At 54.7% G+C, this 22,941-nt stretch carries 18 protein-coding genes; 8 read left to right on the top strand and 10 right to left on the bottom strand.

The window, feature by feature from the left end; genetic code table 11:
• Window positions 1-325: 325 nt before the first annotated feature.
• The 3 genes from CA54_RS18815 to CA54_RS18805 form a co-directional block, all read right to left on the bottom strand.
• Window positions 326-736 (bottom strand): hypothetical protein, encoded by a 411-nt coding sequence (locus tag CA54_RS18815; RefSeq protein ID WP_197532608.1) that lies wholly within the window; start codon window positions 734-736, stop codon window positions 326-328.
• An 89-nt stretch (window positions 737-825) separates the two neighbouring features.
• Window positions 826-1,251 carry a hypothetical protein gene (locus CA54_RS18810; protein ID WP_197532607.1) on the bottom strand — a complete coding sequence of 142 codons (426 nt, stop codon included), beginning with the start codon at window positions 1,249-1,251 and terminating at the stop codon, window positions 826-828.
• A 144-nt stretch (window positions 1,252-1,395) separates the two neighbouring features.
• Window positions 1,396-2,502, bottom strand: coding sequence for a GTP-binding protein (locus CA54_RS18805; RefSeq protein ID WP_146372549.1), 1,107 nt, complete (start codon window positions 2,500-2,502; stop codon window positions 1,396-1,398).
• Window positions 2,503-2,637: 135 nt separating this feature from the next.
• Here CA54_RS18805 and CA54_RS18800 point away from each other — a divergent pair, with 135 nt between their 5' ends.
• Window positions 2,638-3,837 carry a DegT/DnrJ/EryC1/StrS family aminotransferase gene (locus CA54_RS18800; RefSeq protein ID WP_146372548.1) on the top strand — a complete coding sequence of 400 codons (1,200 nt, stop codon included), beginning with the start codon at window positions 2,638-2,640 and terminating at the stop codon, window positions 3,835-3,837.
• Between the two features lie 134 nt (window positions 3,838-3,971).
• Here the strand turns inward: CA54_RS18800 and lipA are convergent, their stop codons facing one another.
• The 3 genes from lipA to der all read right to left on the bottom strand — a co-directional run bounded on the left by lipA (window position 3,972) and on the right by der (window position 7,225).
• Window positions 3,972-4,910 carry a lipoyl synthase gene (lipA, locus tag CA54_RS18795; RefSeq protein WP_146372547.1) on the bottom strand — a complete coding sequence of 313 codons (939 nt, stop codon included), beginning with the start codon at window positions 4,908-4,910 and terminating at the stop codon, window positions 3,972-3,974.
• Window positions 4,897-5,634 (bottom strand): lipoyl(octanoyl) transferase LipB, encoded by a 738-nt coding sequence (locus CA54_RS18790; RefSeq protein ID WP_146372546.1) that lies wholly within the window; start codon window positions 5,632-5,634, stop codon window positions 4,897-4,899. The genes lipA and CA54_RS18790 overlap by 14 nt, the downstream gene beginning before the upstream one ends.
• A gap of 199 nt (window positions 5,635-5,833) precedes the next feature.
• A complete protein-coding gene (gene der / locus CA54_RS18785) occupies window positions 5,834-7,225 on the bottom strand; it encodes a ribosome biogenesis GTPase Der (protein WP_145425562.1) in 1,392 nt (463 codons plus the stop codon).
• 143 nt (window positions 7,226-7,368) lie between these two features.
• On the opposite strand from der, the gene hpnC reads away from it, so the two are divergent.
• From hpnC to CA54_RS18770, 3 genes are all read left to right on the top strand, one after another.
• On the top strand, window positions 7,369-8,301 hold the full coding sequence (hpnC, locus tag CA54_RS18780; protein ID WP_231963126.1) for a squalene synthase HpnC: 933 nt from the start codon (window positions 7,369-7,371) through the stop codon (window positions 8,299-8,301).
• A gap of 57 nt (window positions 8,302-8,358) precedes the next feature.
• Complete coding sequence (locus tag CA54_RS18775) at window positions 8,359-9,273, top strand: phytoene/squalene synthase family protein (protein ID WP_146372545.1); 915 nt, start codon at window positions 8,359-8,361, stop codon at window positions 9,271-9,273.
• Between the two features lie 525 nt (window positions 9,274-9,798).
• Window positions 9,799-11,763 carry a protein kinase domain-containing protein gene (locus CA54_RS18770; RefSeq protein WP_146372544.1) on the top strand — a complete coding sequence of 655 codons (1,965 nt, stop codon included), beginning with the start codon at window positions 9,799-9,801 and terminating at the stop codon, window positions 11,761-11,763.
• A gap of 81 nt (window positions 11,764-11,844) precedes the next feature.
• On the opposite strand, the gene aroE is transcribed toward CA54_RS18770, so the two are convergent.
• A complete protein-coding gene (gene aroE, locus CA54_RS18765) occupies window positions 11,845-12,699 on the bottom strand; it encodes a shikimate dehydrogenase (RefSeq protein WP_146372543.1) in 855 nt (284 codons plus the stop codon).
• Window positions 12,700-12,954: 255 nt separating this feature from the next.
• Here aroE and CA54_RS18760 point away from each other — a divergent pair, with 255 nt between their 5' ends.
• A complete protein-coding gene (locus tag CA54_RS18760) occupies window positions 12,955-14,175 on the top strand; it encodes a hypothetical protein (RefSeq protein ID WP_146372542.1) in 1,221 nt (406 codons plus the stop codon).
• Between the two features lie 17 nt (window positions 14,176-14,192).
• Here CA54_RS18760 and CA54_RS18755 read toward each other — a convergent pair whose 3' ends face one another.
• Both CA54_RS18755 and CA54_RS18750 read right to left on the bottom strand, forming a co-directional pair.
• Window positions 14,193-14,585: a hypothetical protein gene (locus tag CA54_RS18755; RefSeq protein ID WP_146372541.1), complete on the bottom strand. Its 393-nt coding sequence runs from the start codon at window positions 14,583-14,585 to the stop codon at window positions 14,193-14,195.
• Between the two features lie 439 nt (window positions 14,586-15,024).
• Window positions 15,025-16,080 carry a DUF1559 domain-containing protein gene (locus CA54_RS18750; RefSeq protein ID WP_146373389.1) on the bottom strand — a complete coding sequence of 352 codons (1,056 nt, stop codon included), beginning with the start codon at window positions 16,078-16,080 and terminating at the stop codon, window positions 15,025-15,027.
• A gap of 873 nt (window positions 16,081-16,953) precedes the next feature.
• Here CA54_RS18750 and CA54_RS18745 point away from each other — a divergent pair.
• The gene (locus tag CA54_RS18745) at window positions 16,954-18,015 is read left to right on the top strand and encodes a leucine-rich repeat domain-containing protein (protein WP_197532606.1); all 1,062 of its coding nucleotides are present in this window, start codon (window positions 16,954-16,956) and stop codon (window positions 18,013-18,015) included.
• A 69-nt stretch (window positions 18,016-18,084) separates the two neighbouring features.
• Here CA54_RS18745 and CA54_RS18740 read toward each other — a convergent pair whose 3' ends face one another.
• Window positions 18,085-21,072 (bottom strand): PVC-type heme-binding CxxCH protein, encoded by a 2,988-nt coding sequence (locus tag CA54_RS18740; RefSeq protein ID WP_146372539.1) that lies wholly within the window; start codon window positions 21,070-21,072, stop codon window positions 18,085-18,087.
• Between the two features lie 550 nt (window positions 21,073-21,622).
• Here CA54_RS18740 and CA54_RS18735 point away from each other — a divergent pair.
• Window positions 21,623-22,282 carry a PEP-CTERM sorting domain-containing protein gene (locus CA54_RS18735; protein WP_146372538.1) on the top strand — a complete coding sequence of 220 codons (660 nt, stop codon included), beginning with the start codon at window positions 21,623-21,625 and terminating at the stop codon, window positions 22,280-22,282.
• A gap of 203 nt (window positions 22,283-22,485) precedes the next feature.
• On the top strand, window positions 22,486-22,908 hold the full coding sequence (locus CA54_RS18730; protein ID WP_146372537.1) for a hypothetical protein: 423 nt from the start codon (window positions 22,486-22,488) through the stop codon (window positions 22,906-22,908).
• The last annotated feature ends 33 nt before the right edge of the window (window positions 22,909-22,941 follow it).

Genomic DNA, 22,941 nt, shown 5'->3' with positions numbered 1-22,941 from the left:
ATCCATAGCGGTAGCTGCAACGTCAAGGGGGTGGAATCAAGGTCGGTGGGAAGCTTGGCGGAAGTACGGCAGGTTGGTGGGGGGATGCTACGAAGCGTTCACCGCGCGCATCCCATAAGCCGCTCAAGCGGTAGGAGGGGTAATCTATCCGATCTTTGACGGTTGTCAAGCTCGGGTTGTAAAGTTTGCAAAAGAGCGTGTCCTCCCCTTGTTCAGAAGGGAATTACGACACCTATTGAGTGTCCCGAGGCTGCGACACCCAACGTATGCTGAACAAACAGTTAGCTCTTTTTTCTTCCTGTGCCAGCAAGCAGACAGCAGCTCCTTAGGAGCCTTGCGGGCGGCAATTCGCTGGGGTTTCCACTCCGCAAGCCAATGATTCCAGCGTGGCAGTCGCTTTGTCGGGCCAGCGGATGGAGAATAGGACGATGAGATTGAAGAAATGCATCCCCCCTAATATCACCATCACCCACCCGACTTTGTAGCTCAACAACTCGACAAATGATTGCGGCGTGTCCGCCTCACCACCGTAACGGATGCCCAGGCTCACCAGCGCGATGTTTGTTAAATAATACCCTACGAGCAACAGATGATTCACCGCATCGGCGGTGCTGATGTTGCCGGCAAAGATGTCGATCAAAAATAGCCGGCCATGTTTGTGCAGCGTTCGTCCGACGAGGACCGTGATCAAGATGCTAAACGTCAAATAGCAAACGTGGCTCCAAATCATAATCATGTCGAGTCTCCCCTGGGGCATTTCTTGGTGAAACGCGAAAATTGCCCGAAAGCCCCGGCGGCGCGACGCCGGGGTTGAGTGTTCCTTCATCAACTCGGTTGTTCATGGCGTACCGCAGTTGGGTTGCTGAGTGGTTCGCCATAGCGATTTTCGAAAATTGGTTCTGTGCCAGGCCGATTGTTTTTGCGGATGCCGGCGAAGACGATCAGGATGATGAAATGCATACATCCCAAGGCCAACAAGACGCCGCCGATTTTCGTGCTCAACAATTCAATAGCGGATTGAGGATCGGTGACCTGCGCACCATGTTTGAGCGCCAAACAGATGAAACCGAAATTGATCAGATAGAATCCAACGGTCAGCAAATGGCTGATCGCATCGGCCAATTCGGAGCGGTGATTTCTTCCATCAGTGACATAGACGGTCCCATTTTTTCGCAGCGTGTGGGCCACCCAGATCGTAATGCCACCACAGACTGCCAAATACGCCGCGTAAGTCCATACCATGGTCGTCATGAGCGATTCCCCCAACAAGTGGTTGACGTTGATTCGATTGCCGAAGCATCGGTGGACGTTGTGTCCTGCCTAACCAACCGTGGAGAAACCGCCTGCTTAACCAAAAAATGGCGACGAATCGGCGCCAGGTATTGGATATCGCCTTTACTCACCCGAATCGTAACGATGCGTGGGGACCGGACGGCCGGGGCGGAAGCTTTGTGTTTGACGAAATTCAGCCGTCGTCGCATGCCGCTGACAAACATCGGCGACCGCCTGTTTCACATGCTCTTCCAAGATGACCGGATCGCAGGCGACACGGGCATTGACGATCAAATCGACCTCCTTGACTTGGCAGTTCGACGGCAATGACAACTCTGGCTGGTCTTCACTACTGATCAAGTTGGCGACTCCAAAGAAACCTTCCCACAGGCCGATGGTTTTAAGGTGGGCGGTCTCTGCTTCAGCGTCGGCCAGTGAATCGCGCAGGGAGTTAACAATGTCCAGCAACACTTCGTCCAACGAAAACTCCGTTTCCGAAGTCATCCGCAGACTGCTATTCAGCCAGCCAAGTTCCGCTTCGCCATCGGCATAAATGTCGTAGTCGATGTCCAAGACCCGGCGGCCAAAATCGCCGTCTTGTTCCAAAAACTGAACCAAGCCATCGAAACCATCGCCAGTCTTGGCCGACAGACGCAGCAAGGGGATCCCGGGATGGTGCGTCGAAACCAACTCCGCCAACTCATTCACCGCATCGTCGGACAGTTCGTCGATCCGATTAACAATAATCGCGTCCGCTTCTTCGAGTTGCTTCTTCAAAATATAAGCCGCTTTCGGAGAAAACCCGGCGCGTTGTTCGTTTCGCAAAATCCGACGGCCGTGGCTCGGTTTGAGGATCACCGCATAAGGGGCGATGCTGAACTGGGCCTCGTAGATCCGTTTGATTGGCTGAATCACCGTCGCCACCAGATCGGTACAACTCCCGACCGGTTCCGCCAAGATCACGTCCGGGACCTCTTCGGTGCCCAACCGCTCAATGGTTCCCATCAACTCGTCGAAGTTACAGCAAAAGCAGGCTCCGGCGACTTCACCAACGGAATAGCCTTGGGAGCGAAGCGTATTCGTGTCGACCAGATCCGTGGCTTGATCATTGGTCACAATGCCGACCGTTTTGCCTTGATCCATGTAATGCTTTGCCAAGCGACCGAGCGTGGTGGTTTTTCCAGCGCCCAGAAATCCGCCGACCATGATGAATCGAATTTGGTGTGACATGGCAATATGCTCTTCAAGGAGTTTAAAACGCGGCCTCAAACGTCTGTTTCCAGTTGAGGCGAATTGACAAGGTCCGGATCAATGACCATTTTAGAGAGTTACCGCTCTCGAACCAATCCTCACAACGGATGTCCTATGAATTCTGACAATCCCGATCAGCCCGCATTATTGGGTGGCACGCCCGTTCGCCCACAAGGACCGCCGTTATGGCCGACGGATATCCCCGGCGTTGCTGAGGCCATCATCGGTTCCGTTGAGGATGGTTCCTGGGGCAAGTACCACGGTCCGCACGTGGCAAAGTTATCGAAGCAGTTGTCCGACTATCAACAACGAGATCATGCGGTGCTCACCTGTAGCGGAACCGCAGCTATCGAATTAGCGCTTCGTGGTCTCAAGGTGGGAGCCGGTGATCAGGTGATTCTGGCAGCGTATGATTTTAAGGGCAGCTATCAAGATGTGTTGATCGTGGGGGCCACACCGGTCTTGGTCGATGTTGATCCTCTCAGCGGAAATCTGGACCCCGCGATATTGTCCGCCGCAATTAGCGACGCGACCAAGGCGATCATCGTGTCGCACCTGCATGGCGGTATGGTCCCGATGCGAGCGGTGATGGAGTTTGCCCGTGCGCACGACATCGGCGTGATCGAAGATGCCTGCCAAATGCCCGGTGCGCGAATCGAAGGAGGCTGGGCGGGAAGTTGGGGGGACGTCGGCGTCTTCAGCTTCGGCGGTAGCAAAACCTTAACAGCCGGACGCGGGGGAGCACTGGTGACCGACCGGTCCGATATTGTGCAGCGGATCACGTTGTACAACCAGCGCGGAAATCTCGCCTATCCGTTGTCGGAACTGCAGGCGGCGGCGCTGATCCCACAACTGGAACATCTCGATACCGCGAATGCCGCGCGGGCCGCCAATGTCGAGGCCTTGTGTCAACTGCTGCAAGATGTCCCGGGGCTTGTGCCGCTGCAAAACACAGTCGCTGATTGCGAGCCGGGATATTACAAGCTGGGGTTTTGGTATGATCCCGAAAAGTTCGACGGGCTCTCACGAGAGAGGTTCTCGCAAGCGATGCGCGCCGAGGGTATCGCGCTCGATCCCGGTTTCGAAGCCTTACACAAAATCCACAGCGCCCGCCGCTACCGCGCCGTCGGTGATCTACAAACCGCCAATGCCGCACACAACCGCATGCTAACGCTGCATCATCCCGTGCTGTTAGGCACAACAACAGACATCAAAGAAATCGCCCGAGCGGTTCACAAAGTGAAAGAACACGCCTCCGCCCTAAAAACGCACTCTGAACAGTTCAAGTCTCCGGGAGGGCGAAGCTCCCGCTGAGCCGCATCGGTGCATTAAGCGTAAAACAGAGAATTAGTTTCGCCTGTTGACGCATCTCGGTCGCGCGCGGCCCGGACGGAGCCTCGCCCTCCCGGATACCGTAATGGCAAATCGCAGCGACCAACGGGAGCGGACTACGTCGATTCGTGCGGTAGCACGGGCAAAGCGGTGGATACCGCAGCGGCTGCGCCGTCGGCCATTTCTCCGGCGTGGTAGCTGGAGCGGACGAAGGGGCCGCTGGCGACCATTTTGAAGCCCATGCCGCGTGCCATCTCTCCGAGTTCATCGAATTCTTCGGGCGGAACGTAACGCTCGACCGGCAGGTGGTCCCGTGTGGGTTGCAGGTATTGTCCCAGGGTGAGCATATCGCAGTCGACCGAGCGCAAGTCGGCGAACACGTCCAGCAATTCCTCAGTGGTCTCGCCCAGTCCCAGCATCAATCCACTTTTGGTCTGCATCGTGGGCGCTTCGTCTTTGACCTGCTTGAGCAGATCCAGCGTGCCGCGATAGACGGCGTTGCGACGGACGCGGTCGTAGAGGCGGGGAACCGTTTCGGTATTGTGGTTGAACACATCGGGCGCTGCTTCAATGACTCGCGAAATCGAGGTGCGGTTACCGCGAAAGTCGGGGGTTAAGACCTCGACCGCGGCCCCGGTGCGGTTGCGGACCGCATGGATGCATTCAAAGAAATGCTCCGCTCCGCCATCGGGCAAATCGTCGCGGGTGACTGAAGTGATAACCACATGTTTCAGCCCCAACCGGGCCGCTGCTTCGGCTACGCGGTGTGGTTCATCGGCCTGCAGCGCTTCGGTTTTGCCTTTGGGGACGGAACAAAATCCACACGGACGGGTGCAGACGTTTCCTAAAATCATAAAGGTGGCCGTTTTCTGTGCCCAACATTCGGTGCGGTTGGGGCATTTGGCGCTTTCGCAGACGGTCTCCAATTGAAATTCGTCAATCAGATTCGACGTGAACAACATTTCCGGCTGCGGCATCGGCCGTTTGAGCCAAGAAGGCAGACGGCGGCGCGGTTTGGGTTGAGGGACGTCGTTGAGTATTTCAAGCGTAGACATTGGCTTTCCTAGTCCGCCGCAGCAGGTGGTGTCCGGTGTAAACGTGATGCTGTTCATATCCCCAACGGGCCGACAAATGCCGAATCAGGCTTTCTCGCACGCTGCCGACGGAAATGGGAGCATTTCGTTCACGTTGTAAAGAGGTGATCGGCGGCGCATTGTCGCCGGCTTGAACGAGTTTCGACCACGACAGGATGGGGGAGACATTCAAAAATAATCCATGGTAGCTGAACCATGATTTGACCGCTAAACCGACGTGGGCAAGTTGCCCGGTCCGGCAAAATACGCCGGGTTGGTCGGCATCGCGCTGTGCCACGACGCGCTGTTCGCGGCAGGCGTCGATCACGGCGTTTTCTAAGGTGCGGCGGTAGGCCGTTAATCCCAAGCCCAGACGCGCTAAAGGCAAAATGGGATAAATCGCCAATTGTCCCGGTATGTGCACCAGACAACCGCCGCCGCGATTCAACCAACGGATGTCGAGCATCCGCGCCCGAAGTTCTTCATCTGTGCAATCCAGGTGTGCCCGGCTGCCTTCGCGCCCCACGGTGATCAGCGGCGGGTGTTCGCAAATCAACAAGGCCCCCTGGGCATCCTCCCGGCCGCTCAACTCATAGACCATCCGTTCTTGCAGAAACAACGCCGCATCAAAATCGACGGTCCCCAATAGATGCACCTCCAGCGAAGCACTCACGGTCGCTGGATGGTTTGCAGGGGACGTATTCATCAGAAGAACCGAGGTCTTTTAAGAGTAATGTCATAGGGAATTACGATGCTGTGACGTATTGATTGTCCGTCGTATCGCAATGCTGTGTGTTTTCGTCTGAATTCTATTTTAACAAACGCTCGAAATGCTCTCAATGTGCGGCCCGAGCAATGACAGGAATCATTGCTTGCCGATTCAACGAGCAAACGGTCCCGGTTGGCTATTCCGACACATCGACCGATTCCGCCTGGTCCTCCAGACTGGTATCCATCCCTTCCTCACGTTTGAGGCGCGAACGCATATAGAGCCGGATGGGGACTTCTTGGAAGGGAAGTTGCTCGCGAAGTACGCCCAGCAAGTACCGCTTCCAACTCGGGTCGAACAGTTTGGGATCGTTACACTTCAGCACGATTGTCGGTGGTTCGGTCGAGACTTGCGTGCCGTAGAAGATTTTCGGTCGCCGGTTCTTACGGTGCGGCGGCGGGTTGTTTTCGATCGCTGCGCGGACGACCGTGTTGACTTTCGATGTCGAGACGCGGATGCAAGCTTGTTTGTGAATCGTCTGGGCCAAGTTGATCAGCTTTTTCACGTTGCGCTGCTGCTCGGCGGTGATGAACGCAATAGGCACGTGACGCATCGAGGCAAACTGGTGAAATAGGTACTCCGTCCACTTTTCAGTGGTCATATCACCGGCCAAGTCCCATTTGTTGACGACAAAAATGCACGGTTTGTGGTGCGTGGCGATTTCGTCCACAAGCTGTTTGTCGACGCGGGAAATCGTGTCGATGGCATTGAAAAACATCAAGACCACATTCGCGCGGCGGACACTCCGTTTGGCACGGGTCAAGCCGTACCATTCCACACTCCCGGCAAGACTCTTCTTCTTGCGAACTCCGGGGGTGTCGATGGCAATGAAGGACTTTTCGTCCAATTGAAAATGAATATCCACGCTGTCACGCGTTGTCCCGGCGACTTCGCTAACGATCATCCGGTCCGTTTCGGCCAAGACGTTAATGAAAGTGCTTTTGCCCACATTACGACGCCCAACGATCGCCAACTTCAATTCCGGCGTTGCCGACAACAGGGCGCCTTCATCTTGTTCGACGTCGTCTTCCGACGGCAGCATCTCCAACACTTTGGCTAACAAGCCGTCGAGATTCCGTCCACTTTTAACGCTCGTGCAGACGACCGGCGCATTGGTCAGGCGGTAATATTCTGCGATGTCGTCATCCAGTTTCGGAGAATCGCATTTGTTGATCACCATCAACATCGGCTTTTCCAGTTTGCGGAGTCGCTCGGCAACGTCGATGTCGAGCTTTGTGACACCCGTTTTTCCGTCGACAACAAACAGAATCACCGCTGCTTCTTCAATCCCGACCTGGATCTGGTGGTCGATATCAGCCGAGAGGTCATCTAAGTCGACGATCCCGATTCCACCAGTATCGACTAATTCGAAATAACGGTCCCCTTCGTGCATCAAGTACGTAACGCGATCGCGGGTGACTCCCGACATCGGATCCACAACCGAGATCCGTTTTCCGGCCAACCAATTCAACAGCGAACTCTTTCCCACATTGGGCCGGCCCACAATGGCCACTTTCGGAACACCCATCGTCGCGTAACTTTCACTTCCTCTTTGGTGATGTTTTCAGTCAAACGGAGTATTGTAGGGGCACAGGCGTACATAATCCACTGGTTCCCCAACCTGCGCCTTGAACCCATGGAATCCCATAAATCCTAGTAGGACAACAAACATTGGCAGATTTTGCGGCCGATTTAGCGATTTGGGGCCCCGGTGGCTCAGCACACGGCATGGTTTCGCTCAAAGCCGGGCAGAAATATTGTCGAGATTTGGCGACCACGCACTACGAAAACTTTCCGGTCGTCAGTTGGCTACTGCCCCGTGAATTGCACCAGCATTTTTACAATGTCTATGCGTATTGCCGCTGGTCGGATGACCTAGCGGACGAAATCGACGAGACCGCACGGTCGCTGGAACTGCTCGATTGGTGGCTGGGGGAGCTGCAAAATTGCTATGCCGGGAGTGCAACGCACCCGGTTTTTGTCGCTCTGGCTGAGACAATTGAGCAGTTTGATATCCCAGCCGAGCCGTTTGAAAACTTGCTGTCTGCCTTTCGGCAGGACCAAAAGGTGCACGAATATGCGACCTTCGAGGACCTCCGCGACTATTGCCGCCGCAGCGCCGATCCGGTGGGGCGACTGGTGTTATACCTATGTCGTAGCTACAACGAGCAAAACGTGGCCTGGTCCGACTCGGTTTGTACCGGCTTGCAATTGGCCAATTTCTGGCAGGATGTTGCTCGCGATCTCGATATCAATCGCGTTTATTTACCGATTGAAGATTGTGACCGATTCGGATATAGCCGTGATGATTTGCGAAACCGTGTGACGAATCCAGCGTTTTTGAAGCTGATGGCGTTTGAGGTCGATCGCGCGCGCGATTTTTTAACCGCGGGTTTACCACTGGTCCCCGCCCTGCCCGGCCGACTGCAAATGGATATCGAATTGTTCATTCGTGGCGGGTTAAAGATTTTGGATCACGTAGAACGGATTGATTACAGAGTTTGGGAAACTCGACCGAAAGTTCGCAAACATGAGTTTATTAGTCTGTTGGCCGGATGTGTGTGGCGGGCATTTGGGAGACGGGTTGCGAGACTGGGCCGCTAAGGTCAAAATCGAGACCCCATGTCTCAATCGGCGGCAATGTTATAGGCCTTCACTTTCATGCAAGCGTCCATCGACAAACTGACAAGCGATGCTCCAAGCGCCTCCTTGGCGGAGTCGCACGCCTATTGCCGCACGCTCGCCAAACGGGCGGCAAAGAATTTCTACGTCTCCTTCCTCACGCTTCCCACTGCGCACTATCAGGCGATGTGCGCTCTTTATGCCTTCATGCGGATTTGCGACGACATTGGTGATGACACAACGGTCTCGCTCTCCCAACGGAAAATCGCATTGCAAGAATGGCGCGATGCGGTGATTGTCGCCTTAGAGGGGGGACCGGCGACACATCTCTCCTTGCCCGCATTGTACGATGCCGTCGAACGTTTTCAGATCCCGCGCGAGTACTTGTTCGCTGCGATTGACGGTGTGGAAATGGATCTGGGCACTGTGGAATTTGCCACCTTTGAAGAACTCTCCCACTATTGTTATCACGTTGCCGGCGTGGTCGGGTTGTGTTGTATCCACATTTGGGGATTCCATGACGACCGCGCACCCGCAGCGGCGATCGAGTGCGGACTGGCGCTGCAATTGACAAACATTGTACGGGACATCAAGGAAGATGCGCAAATGGACCGTGTCTATTTGCCGCAAGAAGATCTGGAGCAGTTCGACTATTCTCTAGCGGACATCCAACAGCAACGGCGTGATGAACGATTCCGCGCGTTGATGCAATTTCAAGTTTCCCGCGCGCGGGAGTATTACACCGCCGGTCGCCGATTGTATGATTACCTCGAACCGGTCGGCCAACCGATTTTGGATGCGATGTTGCGGATTTATGGGGGCCTGTTGGATGAAATCGAGCATCGTGACTACGACATCTTCAGCCGGCGAGCGCGGGTCAGCACATCACGCAAACTGGCCATCGCCGGTTCGGCTGTCCTGCGGCATCAATGGCGACGCCTGACGCAGCGATAGTCAAAATTCGCAGCGGCAATTCCCAGAGTGATGAGCCTCCGATCGTAGTGCGAGATCGTCGATGAGCTTCACTCCAGAGGGGGCCGTCATTTCATCCTTTTGGTTGTCAGATGTCCTGGGCAACTTGATGGGGACGGAATTCATAGGATGATACCCTAGTGTTTAGAGGCGTTTTCTAGACGGAACGTTGGTGGATTGTGAAGATAAGCGGCTTGCTGGCTCAGTGTCTTCTGGTTAACCCTGGTTCTGCGAAGTTAACTGCTAGATCTCATTGACTTTGGGTCAATCAGACCGTCAAACTGATAAGGGACTGTTAGGCCACCAGTTTTCGACCATTTTGAGCGCGGATTTGAGTCTGTCAGGGGACTGGAATCTGCTGCGGAACAGCGCCGAGTCGTGGGTCAGGACTTGCGACAGCTGTTTGTTGGTCGCCTTCAATATAGATTCCTACCAGTCGTTCCTGACGACGACGCATGCCCGTGCCGATCAATTCGAATTCCCTTCTTCGATTTATCTTCTGGGGTCATGAACGACAACCGTGCCCAACTACTTAAGCAGTCAGTACTTTCGACGGTACCGCTGCAATTGGCCATCACCGAAGCCGGATCAACTGACCCGGTTCTGTGTGAGATGGGCAATGCGTTTGCGCTGATCGGCCGATCAGAACGCTGTCAGATCCGGTTGAAGCACTCCGATGTCAGCTTTCGTCATGCCTATTTGCAAAATGTCGGGGGCCGCATTTTTTGTGTCGACCTCAATAGCCGGTCCGGTACCATGTGGGGAGACAAACGGCGACGCGGCGGTTGGTTATCCGTTTCCGACGGACCGCAGATTGGGCCGTACCAAATCCGCTTGGCGAAGCCCGATGTGGGCGACGATTCGCCGTTTCCGAATAATTTTAATCCACTGGATGCTATTGATGACAAGATGTGCTCCGTGGGACCGGTCCAGTTGGAATTCCTGAACCGCTCGACGATCGGCCGGACCTGGACGATCAACCGCATGCTCACATTGGTCGGCAGTGGAACCGGATGCAAGATCCGTTTGGAAGATGAAACCATATCGAACGTGCATTGTGGATTGTTGGTCACGCAGGGCGGGCTGTGGGTGATTGACTTTCTGGGTCGCGGAGGAACCCATGTCGACGGTCGGCCCGTCGATTTCGCATGTTTGGGGGCGGGCCAAGTCTTGCGCGTCGGCCAATTTGGTATGCGGGTCAAATATGATTCCGATCCAACTTCGGACATGGACCTGCCCAGCGATAACGAGGAATTCCGATCGTCTACGGAATTCCCTATGGGCGAGACATTCATCCGAGAATCCATTGAGGATCCCCCGGGCGGGCAAAATGGTTCCTCCACAGACTTCGAGGTGGTACCGACGGTTCTTCCGGGCAATTTTGTGGATTCCGTTGTGAAATCGGGATTGTTGTCGCGCGAGCAAATCAACATCGTCACCGAAGCCGCCTCGGAAGTGGAGTTGAGTTGTGCGGAGAAGGCGAAGCTACTTGTCGAGCGGGGAATGTTAACCGCTTGGCAAGTGGAGCAAATCTCGGCCGACAAAGCGCAGTACCTCATCGTGGCTGAGCGTTATCGACTGTTGGAGCGGTTGGGGCACGGCAGTATGGGAACGGTGTATCGCGCCTACGATCCGCAAATGGCGTGCGACGTGGCGATCAAATTTCCCAAGGCCCGCGCCTTCAAAAAGCCACGGATGTTGATCCGCTTTCGCCGTGAAGCGATGATCAACGATAAGATCCAACACCCAAACATTGTGCGTGCGTATGACGTGGCGGTCTCGGGCAATTATATCGTCATGGAGTATGTGCCGGGGCTGAATCTCAAACAGTTTTTGCAACAGTCCGGCGCGCAATCTCCGGAATTCGCGGTCTCGATCTGTGTGCAAATCGGCGAGGCATTACAGTTCGCTTATCGAAACGGCGTGACCCACCGTGACATTAAGCCGTCGAATATTTTACTATCCGCCGACGGCACCGCCAAACTGCTCGATCTCGGTTTGGCGCGACTCGATGACGATCCCGATTCGGAAACGGAATGGGGCGAAAACCAGACAGCACAAATGACGCAAGCGGGTGTTCAATTGGGCACGACGCGGTACATGGCGCCCGAACAGGCAGCCGACGGGCATTCCGCCGATGTCCGTAGCGACATCTATGGACTGGTCTGCACACTCTACAACCTGTTGGCGGGCCATCCGCCGTTTGACGCCGAAAATCCTGTCAAAATTATGATGATGCACGCGCAAGACCCGGTTTCGCCCATTTCCGGAGTCGACGAACGGTTGACGGCCATCATCGAAAAAGGGCTCGCCAAAAAACCGGTCGACCGCTTCCAAACCCCCGCCGACCTCGTGGATCGTTTGCGGGATTGGTTGACGATTCGCGAACTGCAGCAAGAGATCGAAGCATTGCGGCAGACACGGCCAACCGGCGACAACCAAAATGTTGACACGGCATCGAGCTCGGATTGAATCGTTAGGCATTGCTGCAGACGGAATCGATCAAAGCGTAGATAGCTCGACACTGGAGTCGTCCAGTCGACCTGCCGGATGCTATCCAAACACCTCTTCCAGCGCCGTCCGCATCACCGCTGGATTGGGTTCGATGCCTGTCCACAGCCGAAAGCCAATCACGCCCTGGTTGACGAGCATGCCCAGACCATCCAACACGGTGCATCCCGCCGCTGTGGCTTCCTGTACCAATCGCGTGGCCGGGGGATTGGGGATCACGTCGGCGACGACCATGTCAGCTGTGAGGCTGCCGGTGTTTAGCGGAATACGGGCGTCGACGTCCGGAAACAGGCCGATTGAAGTTGCGTTGATCACTACGTGCGTGCCGGTGGGAATATCGTAATCGTCGGTCCAGTGCACGAACTCAACGGCGGCGCCGGTTTTGGCTTTGATCAGCGCGGTCAATTGTTCACCGCGTTCCGCCGAGCGATTGACGATTGTGAATTTGGCAGCTCCAGCCAGCGCCATTTCGACGGCAATGGCCCGCGCCGCTCCCCCGGCGCCCAGGATTACGACGTTTTGCCCTTGGGGGTCCGAGACCTCGCGGAGCGACTCCACAAACCCCTTGCCGTCTGTGTTTTCACCGATCAACTCGTCGCCGTCGCGAATCACACAGTTGACTGCCCCCATCTTTTCGGCCGCCTCGCTCAGCCGGTCCAGGTGTTGAATGACCTCGACTTTGTGCGGAATCGTAAGATTGAATCCGCGAAACCCCATCGCCTTTGCTCCGGCGACGGCTGCAGCGAGATCGCTGGGCGCAACTTCCAGCGTCAAATATCGCCAAGCCAGTCCCGCATCGGCAAAGGCGGCTTCGATCATGACCTGCGTGGGATTTTCTGCAACCGGTTGGCCGAATACAGCGGTGATTTCCTGTTTGAAACTCTGTGGTTCAGGCATGTATCGAGGCTTTCTTGTTATTCATTTGAATTCTTCAGTCACACACTGTGTCAGCCGCGTTTTGATGGCCAAGCGATCAACACAAACATACTACGGGGGCATGCTGAAATGCCGCCGGCCTTTGTGTGGGATTTGGCGTTCCGGTTCACTTCCGGCCCTGCCCATCTTGACGATGCGCAGAGCAGTATCGCATAATACCGTTGCGTGACCAACTCGGGGAGCCAGCGAGCGCGGATCGAACAAGGAGCGATACGGATGAAGTTTTTCATCGCCGGCGCAGCGCTAGCTGTGTGCGCGTGGACTCCAGCCACGGCACAAGCACAGCCCGGCAAAACCTACCCCAAAGTCTATGGGGCATCGGGCGGGTTATATGGCCCCACGCAGGCACACTATCAATACGCCCGCCGCTACGGCCGTGCATGGACCGGTGGCTCCAATACATCGGGGCGGCACCATCATCATCGCCACCGAGGCGGTTATGGCGGCCGGGGTTTCTACGGCGGCCCCGGTTTCTATGGCGGATATGGGTATTCCAACAGCTATGGATATCTCGGTGGGTATGGCCTGTACGGTGGGACCTATGGGGGGTATTACGGCTACAGTGCCATCAGCTACCCGGTGGTCGCACCCATCTTTAATTCCGTGCAATGGAATCCGACCGTGATACAAGGGCAGCCGCTTATTATGGGAGCTGACCCGTTTGATAATGAGGTCCTCAAGCAGGATCAACAGATTGCGGATCTACAGCAACTCAAAAATGCTTTGATGCCCGCGGCGAACGCTCCGGTTGTTGTGGCTGTGAAAAAATCGAACGGAGCCGCCAAGCAGCGCAGCTTGCACCAGCAAGGCTTGGGCGATGTCGCGTTTTTGCAACAGAAATACAGCAAAGCTTATTCGCATTACCGCAGCGCGACCAAAGTCGCCCCCGATCTGACGGACAACTATTTCCGCATGGCCTGGGCTTTGGCGGCCATGGGGCATGAGGCATCAGCGGTACGGGAAATCAAGCGAGGCTTACGTCTTGATCCGTATTGGCCGCTGACCGGGGTGAGTCTCGATGAGCGATTCGGACCACAAAACGAAATCGGCAAGGATGCCGTCTTGCTGAAAACGGCACAATGGGTCCGCGAGGATATCCGCGATCCCGACCGGCTGTTTTTAATGGGCGTGCTGTTGCACTTCAACGACGACATTGATCGCGCGCTGAAGTTCTTTGAGACGGCAAGCCAACTCGCCGGGGCTCCGCAGTATGTGCAACTCTTCCTGCACCCGCAGGCGCCGCCCCAGGATGCGGATGCTGCCGGCGGCGATCCAGCTGCCGGCCAGGATCCCCCGATCGCGCCACCACAACAACAGCCCGCTCCAGTCGTTCCGCCGGGCCAACCGCCATTACCACCGGCTCCCATGCCCGAACCGGCGCAGTTACCCGCCAACGAAGCGGCAGTTTCGGGTCCGGTGTTGCCGGTCATCGAGTGACCCGGAGCACGATCAAATTATTCCCGTTTTCCGGCCGGGCTAGCATACTTATGTGCCGGCTGTTGCTTCAGCTCGTCCAATTTGATGTCAATGGTGGGGATGACTGTCGGTTCGTCATCGACCACCGTCACTTGGAACCTGGGGTCTGTGTTGGAGGGGGAATTGAAGTTGTTGCCAAATCGATCTGGGCCAAATAGTCCCCCCAAGGCAACTCTGAGCATCTCCATCGTGAGCACGTATTCGCCGGGGACAGCACCATCTCCAGCTCGATAGGAATTGAAGACAAAGTTTCCATCTTTGTCGGCAAGGCATTTTGGAATCCGTTCTCCTGGCTTCGGATCTCGCCCCTTGGGGTAGAGCTTCAATTCGATCTGTCCATATTCAATCACGGGGGCCGGTTTCCCGTTCACTAAGACCGTTCCGCTGACGACGGACGTCTTGGGCGGAGTCGGGCCATCCGGTCCTTTCGAACAACCTGCAATCAGGACTGGGACCAAAACTAAAAGTAGAAGGCGAGAGAGCTTCGTTTGCAGCATTTCATTTTCCAACGAGAAAGCAGGGACGGATGTCATGATGTGAAGTGTTTGCGAGCCGGCTTCATAACCCGTTGACCACAACAGGCGTTGGTGGGTTCCTCACGAATCGTGATTCTTCGCCCGGTTTGGTCTTCGAGGCTGTGTCGTGGTGACAGCTGGATTTCTGCTAAAAAACGGTTAACAGACGAGCACACAAACGCGAAAGAAAGGAGGCCTATTGACTGTCGTGCATAGCGCCAGCAATAGGCCTCCCAAAAATCTCCAGTTCTGTCGGAATTCCAACTTCAATTACGAAAGATAGAACTTCAACAGCTTAGAAGTCTCCAGTGATTTCACCACCGGCAAAGGAAACAAGGCGACCAATGACTCCTGCATCGGTGCTTTCGCCTACGAATCGAGCCGAGCCGTCACAAAGCAGGACCATAGTCCCGCCGGCGTGGAAGCTATACCCGCCGCCCAATCGTTCATTGGTGCAATTGATGGTACATAAGCCCGATCCGACATTCGTTCCATCATAGAAGGATCCCCGCACGTAAGAGGCTCCGAGGTACGGATCATTCCAGGTTCCACCAGGTGTGACGATTCCGGGCACGACCTGACCTTTGCGGTAAACGGTCGGGGCACCAGCCCGCTCGATGACGAATGATGTGTTCGTCGTACCGTCGATGATGTGCCGAATCCCGATATACTGTTCATCCGAGAGCACTCCACGATTGAAGTCTTCTCCCGCAGCATTGTCGATGTCTCCACCGACCGCACTCGTCGCGGAGTAGTCCATCGCTCCCCCTTTAATGGTAATGCCTGCGCCAGCGAGTGCCGGATTCAACATCGCTCCAAAGTCAGCTCCTTCAATCAAATCTGACGCACGCGGGGTGCTCGGACAGATGAATCCAGGAATGACATGGAAACACGCCAATTGATTGTCGACCTGGGGGTCGGTCGCTTGGGGCGCCATGTCGTAGGGGGGTGGAGCACCGGCAACAGAAAGGTCCAAAGGGGGCAGCGTGGCGAGGATTGTCACGCGGGAATCGATTCCTTTGTAGATGTTCTGTTGATCCATATACGGCAGCAGAGCTGTCGTCCAGACTTGGACATTCGGATCATCGGTTGGGGAATTCTGCGGGTTTCCGAAGAAGGGATTGTTCGGCCCTTGGACGTAACCGATCCCCAGTGGAAACTGAGTGTACACATCATGATAGTTGTGTAAGGACAGGCCCATCTGCTTCATGTTATTGCGGCACTGAGTGCGACGGGCGGCTTCTCTGGCTTGCTGAACCGCCGGCAATAGCAACGCGATGAGGATGGCGATGATTGCGATCACCACCAACAGCTCGATCAAAGTAAAACCTCGGGAGCGTACTTTACTCATAACTTCTCTTTCCGAATTGTGGGGAAATGAAAAAAACTAACAGATGAGGATTTGAAAAGAATTAGTGGCCGTTGAGTAATCCCGTGACTCGAGTACTTCCCGCGAATCAGACGGAGCTTGATGACAAGTCGCCACGCAATTCATGAATACTGCAAGATTGGCCAAGAACCATTATATCCTGCAATAATCCATGATCATTGTCAAACAAAAACAGGACGAAAAACGCGTGTCTAAGCCGTTTGCCTATAGTACTTAAGTACCTTTCAGAGTAAGTCAACAAACAACCACTGTCGTGGCGATTGGTCCGGCACCTTGTCTCCAGGCCAGTTGATGGATAAAAACGCCCCCATTGCGATCCACGACCATTCCATCAGGATAGAAATCAAGGGTTATGTGCTACAGCCTTTGCCAAATCCACTTCAAATTCGTGTGATCTTCAAGTAAAGAAAATGGTTCCCACGATGTTGATATTGACGATGTTTTCGACATCGCAAAGTGGAACTCATGCTGGATTTGATCGTTCTGCTTAAAACACAACAATTGACAATTGCTCACAAAACGAGCATGATTCATACCCTCGCGCGGACACTTTGCGAGGGGGCAAGCAACCCCGTTTAATTCAATTCAACCTCGCTCATTTATCAAGAAACGGATGCAAATGGCCTCAAGACTGTGTTGCTCTGTTGGCGTTCGTTAGAGTAGGGAGCGGTTCCAGCTCAGCTCTTACTGCTTTTGCTTTCGATGTATGGTGAATTCATGAACGCCCCTCAGTCTGCTCCCGTATCAACCTCTGCTCCGTCGCCTCGGCGGAAGAAGTGGCTTTTCAAAATACTTCTCGCGATCGTTCTACTCGTTTTACTGGTTCCGATCGCGTTGCAAGGATTAGTCGGTTACTCGCCGGTTGTCGAAGTTCGCAACAAAGTGAGCTCACTAGGCGGGACAATCCAGACAGCCGTGGCTGCCCCTGAGTTTTTGCAATCGATTGTCGGAAAAGATTGGGAGGGCTGGGACAGGTTCTACGGCGGCGTTGAAGTCGGCCAAGTCAGTCTCAATCAATCCTTGGTCGAGGATCAGGATCTGGTTTTGCTCCAGCAGACTCCGGGACTCCGGACATTGAAGCTTCAGACGACAAGAATCACCGACGCAGGTATTGAACAACTCTCCAGTGTGCCGCAGCTTCAAAAACTCGATTTGGGGAGAACAGAGATCACCAATGCCGGGCTCGATCATTTGCAATCTCTTGAGGAACTGCAGGAATTGGCGATTGCAGACACCGCTGTTTCCGACGAAGGTGTCGCCAAGTTGGCGGGATTAGAAACTTTGACCGTGTTGGATGCCTCCGGAACCAACCTCACAGACGCTTCGCTCAAGACGCTTTCGGAAATCCCCAACCTGAAGACTCTGAAGTTGGATGGATGCAATCTGACTGACGATGGGTTGACTGTGCTCAAGAACTGCAAGTCACTCACGTCTCTCTCTCTCGATGAAATTCCCTTGACGGGAAGTTTCCTCAAGGAGTTGCAAGGTGTGCCGCTCGAAGACCTGAGTCTTGCCCATACCAACTGCGATGGCACCGCGTTTACGGATGCAGGCGAATTAAAAACGCTGAAGACACTCAGCCTGAGTCATTGCCCAGTTGAAGAGGCGGGGATCGCCTCCATCGCCGCAATTCCCGCTCTGGAAACCTTGTCACTCGACAGTACCAAGATTACCGAAGGGTCCGTTGCGGGGCTCAAAGGCATGCCGCGACTGAGGATTTTGTCAATCAATTCAACTCCGACCTCAGCCGACACGTTGAGAGAGTTGAAAGATATGCCCAACTTGAAATTGGTCATTGCCAACAAGACCCAAGTCTCTCGAGGTGACGTCGATGCATTGGGAGCGGAGATCAAATCATTTTCCGTCCTGATTGTCGCATCCGGCGGTGGCGGATGATCAACAACTCTTCGATCCGTGAAGGCGAAGCGCGGGGCGAATCGGTGATTGCAATCACCGCAAGCTCCCCTACTCGACCGCATTCAAATACGCCAGCAGATCCGCCATTTGTTGTGGGTTGAGTTGTTTCTCTAACCCTTCGGGCATGAATGAAATGCCGGTGCTGCTGAGTTCGTCGATGTCGACTCGCAACACCGTGTCGCCGGTCCCGTCGGCGCGTTTAAGTGTGACGCTGTTGGCCGTTTCGTTGGTGATTAATCCTGTGATCGATCGGCCATCGCTGGTGATCAACACATAGCCGACGAATTGCGGTTTCACTTCGCGATTGGGGTCAAGGATGTTCAGCAAGATCGCCGCGCTGCCCCGATCCTTAATGGCTTTCAAGTCCGCACCCAGAGCGGTACCCACCTTTTCTAACTGATGGCACGAGGTGCAATTTTTGCGGAACAGTTGGCGGCCGGCTTCAATGTCTCCCTGCAGGGATAAGGCCGACTGATAGGCTTTGACGACATCATCGCGTTTGCCGAGCGCCTGCGCGGCGAACAACTGCTCTGCCCGTTGGCGAATGGCCCTGTTTTTGTGTGTTTTCAGCAATTGAATTCGCGCTGCTCCGACATCCGCGGGACGAACCAGATCATCGTCCACGGCATTGAACAATGCGGTAATCCACGCCGGTCGCGCGCTGAGTGTTTCTATGGCCCGTGCGCGAACCGAAGGACTCAGTTGGGGCCAAGCTTCGAGGATCAACTCCGCGACTGCTGCATCGTCGAAGCGGACCAATGTTTCGAGTGTGGCTGATTGAATTTTCGGGGGTTGACGAAGTTGCAGTAACTCGGTGAATAAATCGGTGACAGCGGCGAAATCGCTCAAGCCGAGCGTGCGGATCGCCTCGATGCGTTGTGCGGGTTTGGCCTGTTCGTCTGTCGCGGTTTTTTGAGCTTGTAGGATCAATTCCTTCAACAAGCCGGCAATCTTGGCGTTGCTCGTGCCGGTAAGTTGTTGTTTGGTCTTGGCGTTGGCTTTGCCGAGCAATCCGCCGATCAATGTTTGTGCTAATTTTGTCTCCTCCGCAGGTAGGGACTGCACGCTGGTGAGAAACGTGGCGACGTCGCTGTCACGGTTTTGCGTGCCAACTTGCTCAGCTAATTTCCCGAGAAACGCGACGCCGTGACGGCTTTCACGAAACGGCTGATCACGCAATAATTCCGCTGCGACTCCGGCAGCGCCCTGTCCCAAGGAAGCCTGCACTGCAAGGCGAAACCAAGCATCGTCGCCATCTTTAAGGATCAAAGCAGCTAAGACTGCATCCCGTCGCGGTCCGTTGCAGGCCCCTATGGAAAATGCGGCCTGGTAACGGACCTGCCGATCAGTGTCGCCAGTCGCTTGGTACAACGCCTCGCAGATTTGCGGCGAATCGGCGGCGAATTGCTCCGCGAGCCGCAGGCTTTCGATCCGTACGTGCGGGTCTTGATCGGCAAGGCCCCGCAAGACATCCTCGGCGGTCAATCCTTCCAATCCGTTGAGCGAATGCAGTGCGTGCGCTCGTGCTAGCGTCGATTGTGATTCCGTTGCCAGTTTCCTGAGCAGCGGTTTGGCCGACGGGTCTTTTCGTTCATAGATCAACCGTGAGGCTGTGTCCCGGCTCCAACTGTTTGGGCTTTCCAACAACGACACTAACTCGGCTGTGGAGGCTTGTCCGAGCTTGGGTAACGGTGGCTGCTTGAAATTATCTGGGACAATGCGGTATATCCGTCCACGGTCCGCGCCGCTATTCACGTCGAGATGTTTCAAAATCATCGGCGGAATAAACGCCGCCCCTTCGATCAACTCGCGGTACATATCCAACACGTACAACGATCCATCGGGAGCATTTGCCAGTTGGACCGGGCGAAACCAGTTGTCGGTCGAGGACAAAAACTCCGCATCGGCGTCCGCACGGCGTCCGACCACACCAACCCCTTTCGGTTCGACCGTTGCGCGGTAGATCAGATTGTTCGAGACTTCCCCCACCAACAGATTGCCGCGATACTCTTGCGGCCAGGCATTGCCGCGATAAGCGGTGATCCCGGTGGCAGCGGTGAAAAAACCACCCGCCTTGCCCCCTTCGTCGCTCCCTTTGACAACCCCTTGGGAGCGAAGTCGCGTACGCACGTTGCGCCAAGGTTCGATGCTGCTGGTACGGAATAGTTTTGTGTACTTTCCATCCGGCGCGATCGTGACCGCAGGCGGCGGAGGCGCGAGGTACGGGTTGCGGGCAATGTATCGGCCATCGTACATCAAGGTCTGCATGGGATTGCTGTTGGAGCAGACGAATTTCCGGCCCCAATCGTCCAAAGTCATGCCATGCTGCCCGTCGCCAGTGGTGAGCTCGAACGTTTTGTTTCGCGGATCAAACACCATCCCCCGCCCGCGGACCTCAACCGGTTTGGCATCTTCCAAAGCTGTCGACACGACCTGTCCGCCAGCCAACGACAACGAGAGATGGATGCGGTTATCCATCCCCCAACGAAACGAATTGAGTGCCGCTTCTCCGGCATGATCCAAGTTGAAACCGGTCATCACCGTTTGCCGCACGTCGGCACGTCCATCGCCGTCGGTGTCTTTGCAAAACAAGACCCGCGGCGGATCCGCAACGAAAGCGCCGCCGTTATAAGCAAAAACCGCCGTCGGGTATTTCACGTCATCCAGGAACACTTTGGCAGTATCGAACGTCCCGTCGCCGTTGGTGTCCTCGAGGATTTTGACCGTGCCATTCCCTTGAAATTCATAGCGATTGTAGCGGGGAAGTTCGGTCACATAGGCGCGGCCGTTTTCGTCGAAAGAAATTGAAACCGGGTCACGGACCAGCGGTTCAGCGGCCACCAATTCGATACGAAAGCCAGGTTGCAATTTGAAAGTGGCGAGCGCTTCCTGCGGACTTTTGGCGGCAATGCGGGGGAGTTCCGCTTGAAGATCATTGTCCGACTCAGCGGCATCCGGTTTTTGGGCGGCAAGGGTTGCCAGTGAAAACGGGACTAAGAGTAAGATCGTCAACAACAACAGCAGCAGACGGGGCATAATCGAGAGCTTTCTTCAGGGCAATTCAATATTTCGCTTGGAAACCGATTCTTGCAAACCTAGGCGATGGCATGCAAGTGGCGTGGCTTGTCAGTCGCAATTCATTCAGACAACGTTTACCTGGAAACAGAATGTGTGCAACCGGGTTGTTTGAGGCATTTTGGGGGAAATTACCAATTGCGTAGCTGTCCAGGAAGGTTCATCTTAGCAGTTGAACGCACCTTGCGTATTGCACCGTATCTGATTGGACTTGGTTCTCGAACGTAACGCCACGATCAGGTCTTAGCACGAATATTCTTCGCACTAACGATTGGCAGTGGCAACAACCAGTAGTCGTGAACTTCCAAATCAAGCCGCGACCTCGCGACAAAGACGTATTTACTCTCTGCATGTTACGGGCCAGATTCAAGGATGTCCCAATATCGTGTTGTTAGTTTATCTTGTCTTGAACTAAGGAGGTGCGAATGTGAAGAGTTTCAACTGCCGGGATGGTGAGAGGATTCTCCCATTTAAACGAAGCCCATACTATCGAGGAGTGGGAAGAGCAACGTTGGCAGCTGTTTTGGCAGCAACTCTGTTTGGAGTTTGTTGTGTCGGCTCGGTGAACGCTGGATTGTTGACGGCCAATTATTCTGGGACCTTAACCAGTGTTCCGGTGGAATTGATGCCGCAATTCGCAGTGGGGCAAACCGTCACCGGGAGCTATACGTTCGAGTCCACAACAACCGCTCGGGCGGGCAGTACGTCAAATGCCGCATTCTTCGATGCGCTGACCAATGCTTCCTACTCAGCCGGAACCTACACGGCCACCACGACCGGGGCTCCTGAAATCCAAGTCGACAATGATGTTGCTGGCAATGATCGATATGGTGTGGTGTCGAGTGTCCCCAACGGTTTGACCGGGGCCGCTGTGAATGGAATACCGTTGCTATTTGCCAGCATTCGGCTGGATGATTCCACGGGTACGGTTTTCAATAATGCCCTGAATCTACCAACTTCGATCGACCTTAATGATTTCGACAGCAACGAGTTCATTCTGTTTTTTGGGGCCTTCGAGGCAGAGACGTTCGTGGTCAGCGGGGAATTAACGTCCTTTGAGATCACAGGACCTTCAGCAGTTCCTGAACCCTCATCGTTCTTCCTTGCCTCAATTGGCGTGGTTGGATTGGCTGTCGCTGGATACAGAAAGCGGCGGGCTAGGAATCTGTAAGTGCGGTCTATTGGCAACGAGTTGATTGACCTCAGCCGGTGGTTCCCCGTCGAATCGCAAAGATTCGTCGGGGAATACCGGCTTTTTGTTTCGCGGGTCTGCCGACACTGAAAATTCGATTCTCGAATTCCCTGAGGGTGATCCTTCGAATATATTGGTGAAACGTGAACAACAGTGTTCCACCAATCTCTATGGGCAAGCGAATGCAAAAAGAACAACTCGCATCGATCGTCGGCTGGGGATTCGTAGCGCTTTCCACATTTCTCGTCTTTTTCATGACGATGGGCAAGTATGACGGCGGGCCGATGTTTCCCAGTTTGGTCCCAGTGTTTGGGATCCCATTTGCCGTCTTTTACTTCGTGTCCCAAGCTGGTATCTGTCTCTGGTTGCGATCCAAGCTGGGCGTGATCCTCATGATCGTTGCCTGCTTGCTAGGGTATGGGATCGGGAGTGTGCGCGAAGCCCGATGGAAAAAGTCCCATCCCCCGCAACCCGCGCTCGATCAAGTTTTGGAAGAGCACGGGATTCCCTCGTCGAATTACGATTGGACGCGAGACAGAATGATCACGGCCGCTAGTTTTAGCGGTTTTGTATTGGGGCTCATCTGCATCCGAAAATGGGACTGACGAGATTCCCCACGTTAAGAACCGCAACGATTC

The sequence above is a fragment of the Symmachiella macrocystis genome, from assembly GCF_007860075.1.
Taxonomy (GTDB): Bacteria; Planctomycetota; Planctomycetia; order Planctomycetales; family Planctomycetaceae; genus Symmachiella; species Symmachiella macrocystis.
This window is presented reverse-complemented; position numbering and strand designations above follow the sequence as displayed.

Excerpts from the sequence above, each read along its gene's own strand:
- CA54_RS18730 (WP_146372537.1), top strand. The coding sequence starts at position 22,486 with ATGCAAAAAGAACAACTCGCATCGATCGTCGGCTGGGGATTCGTAGCG.
- CA54_RS18770 (WP_146372544.1), top strand. The coding sequence starts at position 9,799 with ATGAACGACAACCGTGCCCAACTACTTAAGCAGTCAGTACTTTCGACG.
- lipA (WP_146372547.1), bottom strand. The coding sequence starts at position 4,910 with ATGTCTACGCTTGAAATACTCAACGACGTCCCTCAACCCAAACCGCGC.
- CA54_RS18815 (WP_197532608.1), bottom strand. The coding sequence starts at position 736 with ATGATTATGATTTGGAGCCACGTTTGCTATTTGACGTTTAGCATCTTG.
- CA54_RS18800 (WP_146372548.1), top strand. The coding sequence starts at position 2,638 with ATGAATTCTGACAATCCCGATCAGCCCGCATTATTGGGTGGCACGCCC.
- CA54_RS18790 (WP_146372546.1), bottom strand. The coding sequence starts at position 5,634 with ATGAATACGTCCCCTGCAAACCATCCAGCGACCGTGAGTGCTTCGCTG.
- CA54_RS18740 (WP_146372539.1), bottom strand. The coding sequence starts at position 21,072 with ATGCCCCGTCTGCTGCTGTTGTTGTTGACGATCTTACTCTTAGTCCCG.
- CA54_RS18810 (WP_197532607.1), bottom strand. The coding sequence starts at position 1,251 with ATGACGACCATGGTATGGACTTACGCGGCGTATTTGGCAGTCTGTGGT.
- CA54_RS18805 (WP_146372549.1), bottom strand. The coding sequence starts at position 2,502 with ATGTCACACCAAATTCGATTCATCATGGTCGGCGGATTTCTGGGCGCT.
- CA54_RS18760 (WP_146372542.1), top strand. The coding sequence starts at position 12,955 with ATGAAGTTTTTCATCGCCGGCGCAGCGCTAGCTGTGTGCGCGTGGACT.
- der (WP_145425562.1), bottom strand. The coding sequence starts at position 7,225 with ATGGGTGTTCCGAAAGTGGCCATTGTGGGCCGGCCCAATGTGGGAAAG.
- aroE (WP_146372543.1), bottom strand. The coding sequence starts at position 12,699 with ATGCCTGAACCACAGAGTTTCAAACAGGAAATCACCGCTGTATTCGGC.
- CA54_RS18775 (WP_146372545.1), top strand. The coding sequence starts at position 8,359 with ATGCAAGCGTCCATCGACAAACTGACAAGCGATGCTCCAAGCGCCTCC.
- CA54_RS18750 (WP_146373389.1), bottom strand. The coding sequence starts at position 16,080 with ATGAGTAAAGTACGCTCCCGAGGTTTTACTTTGATCGAGCTGTTGGTG.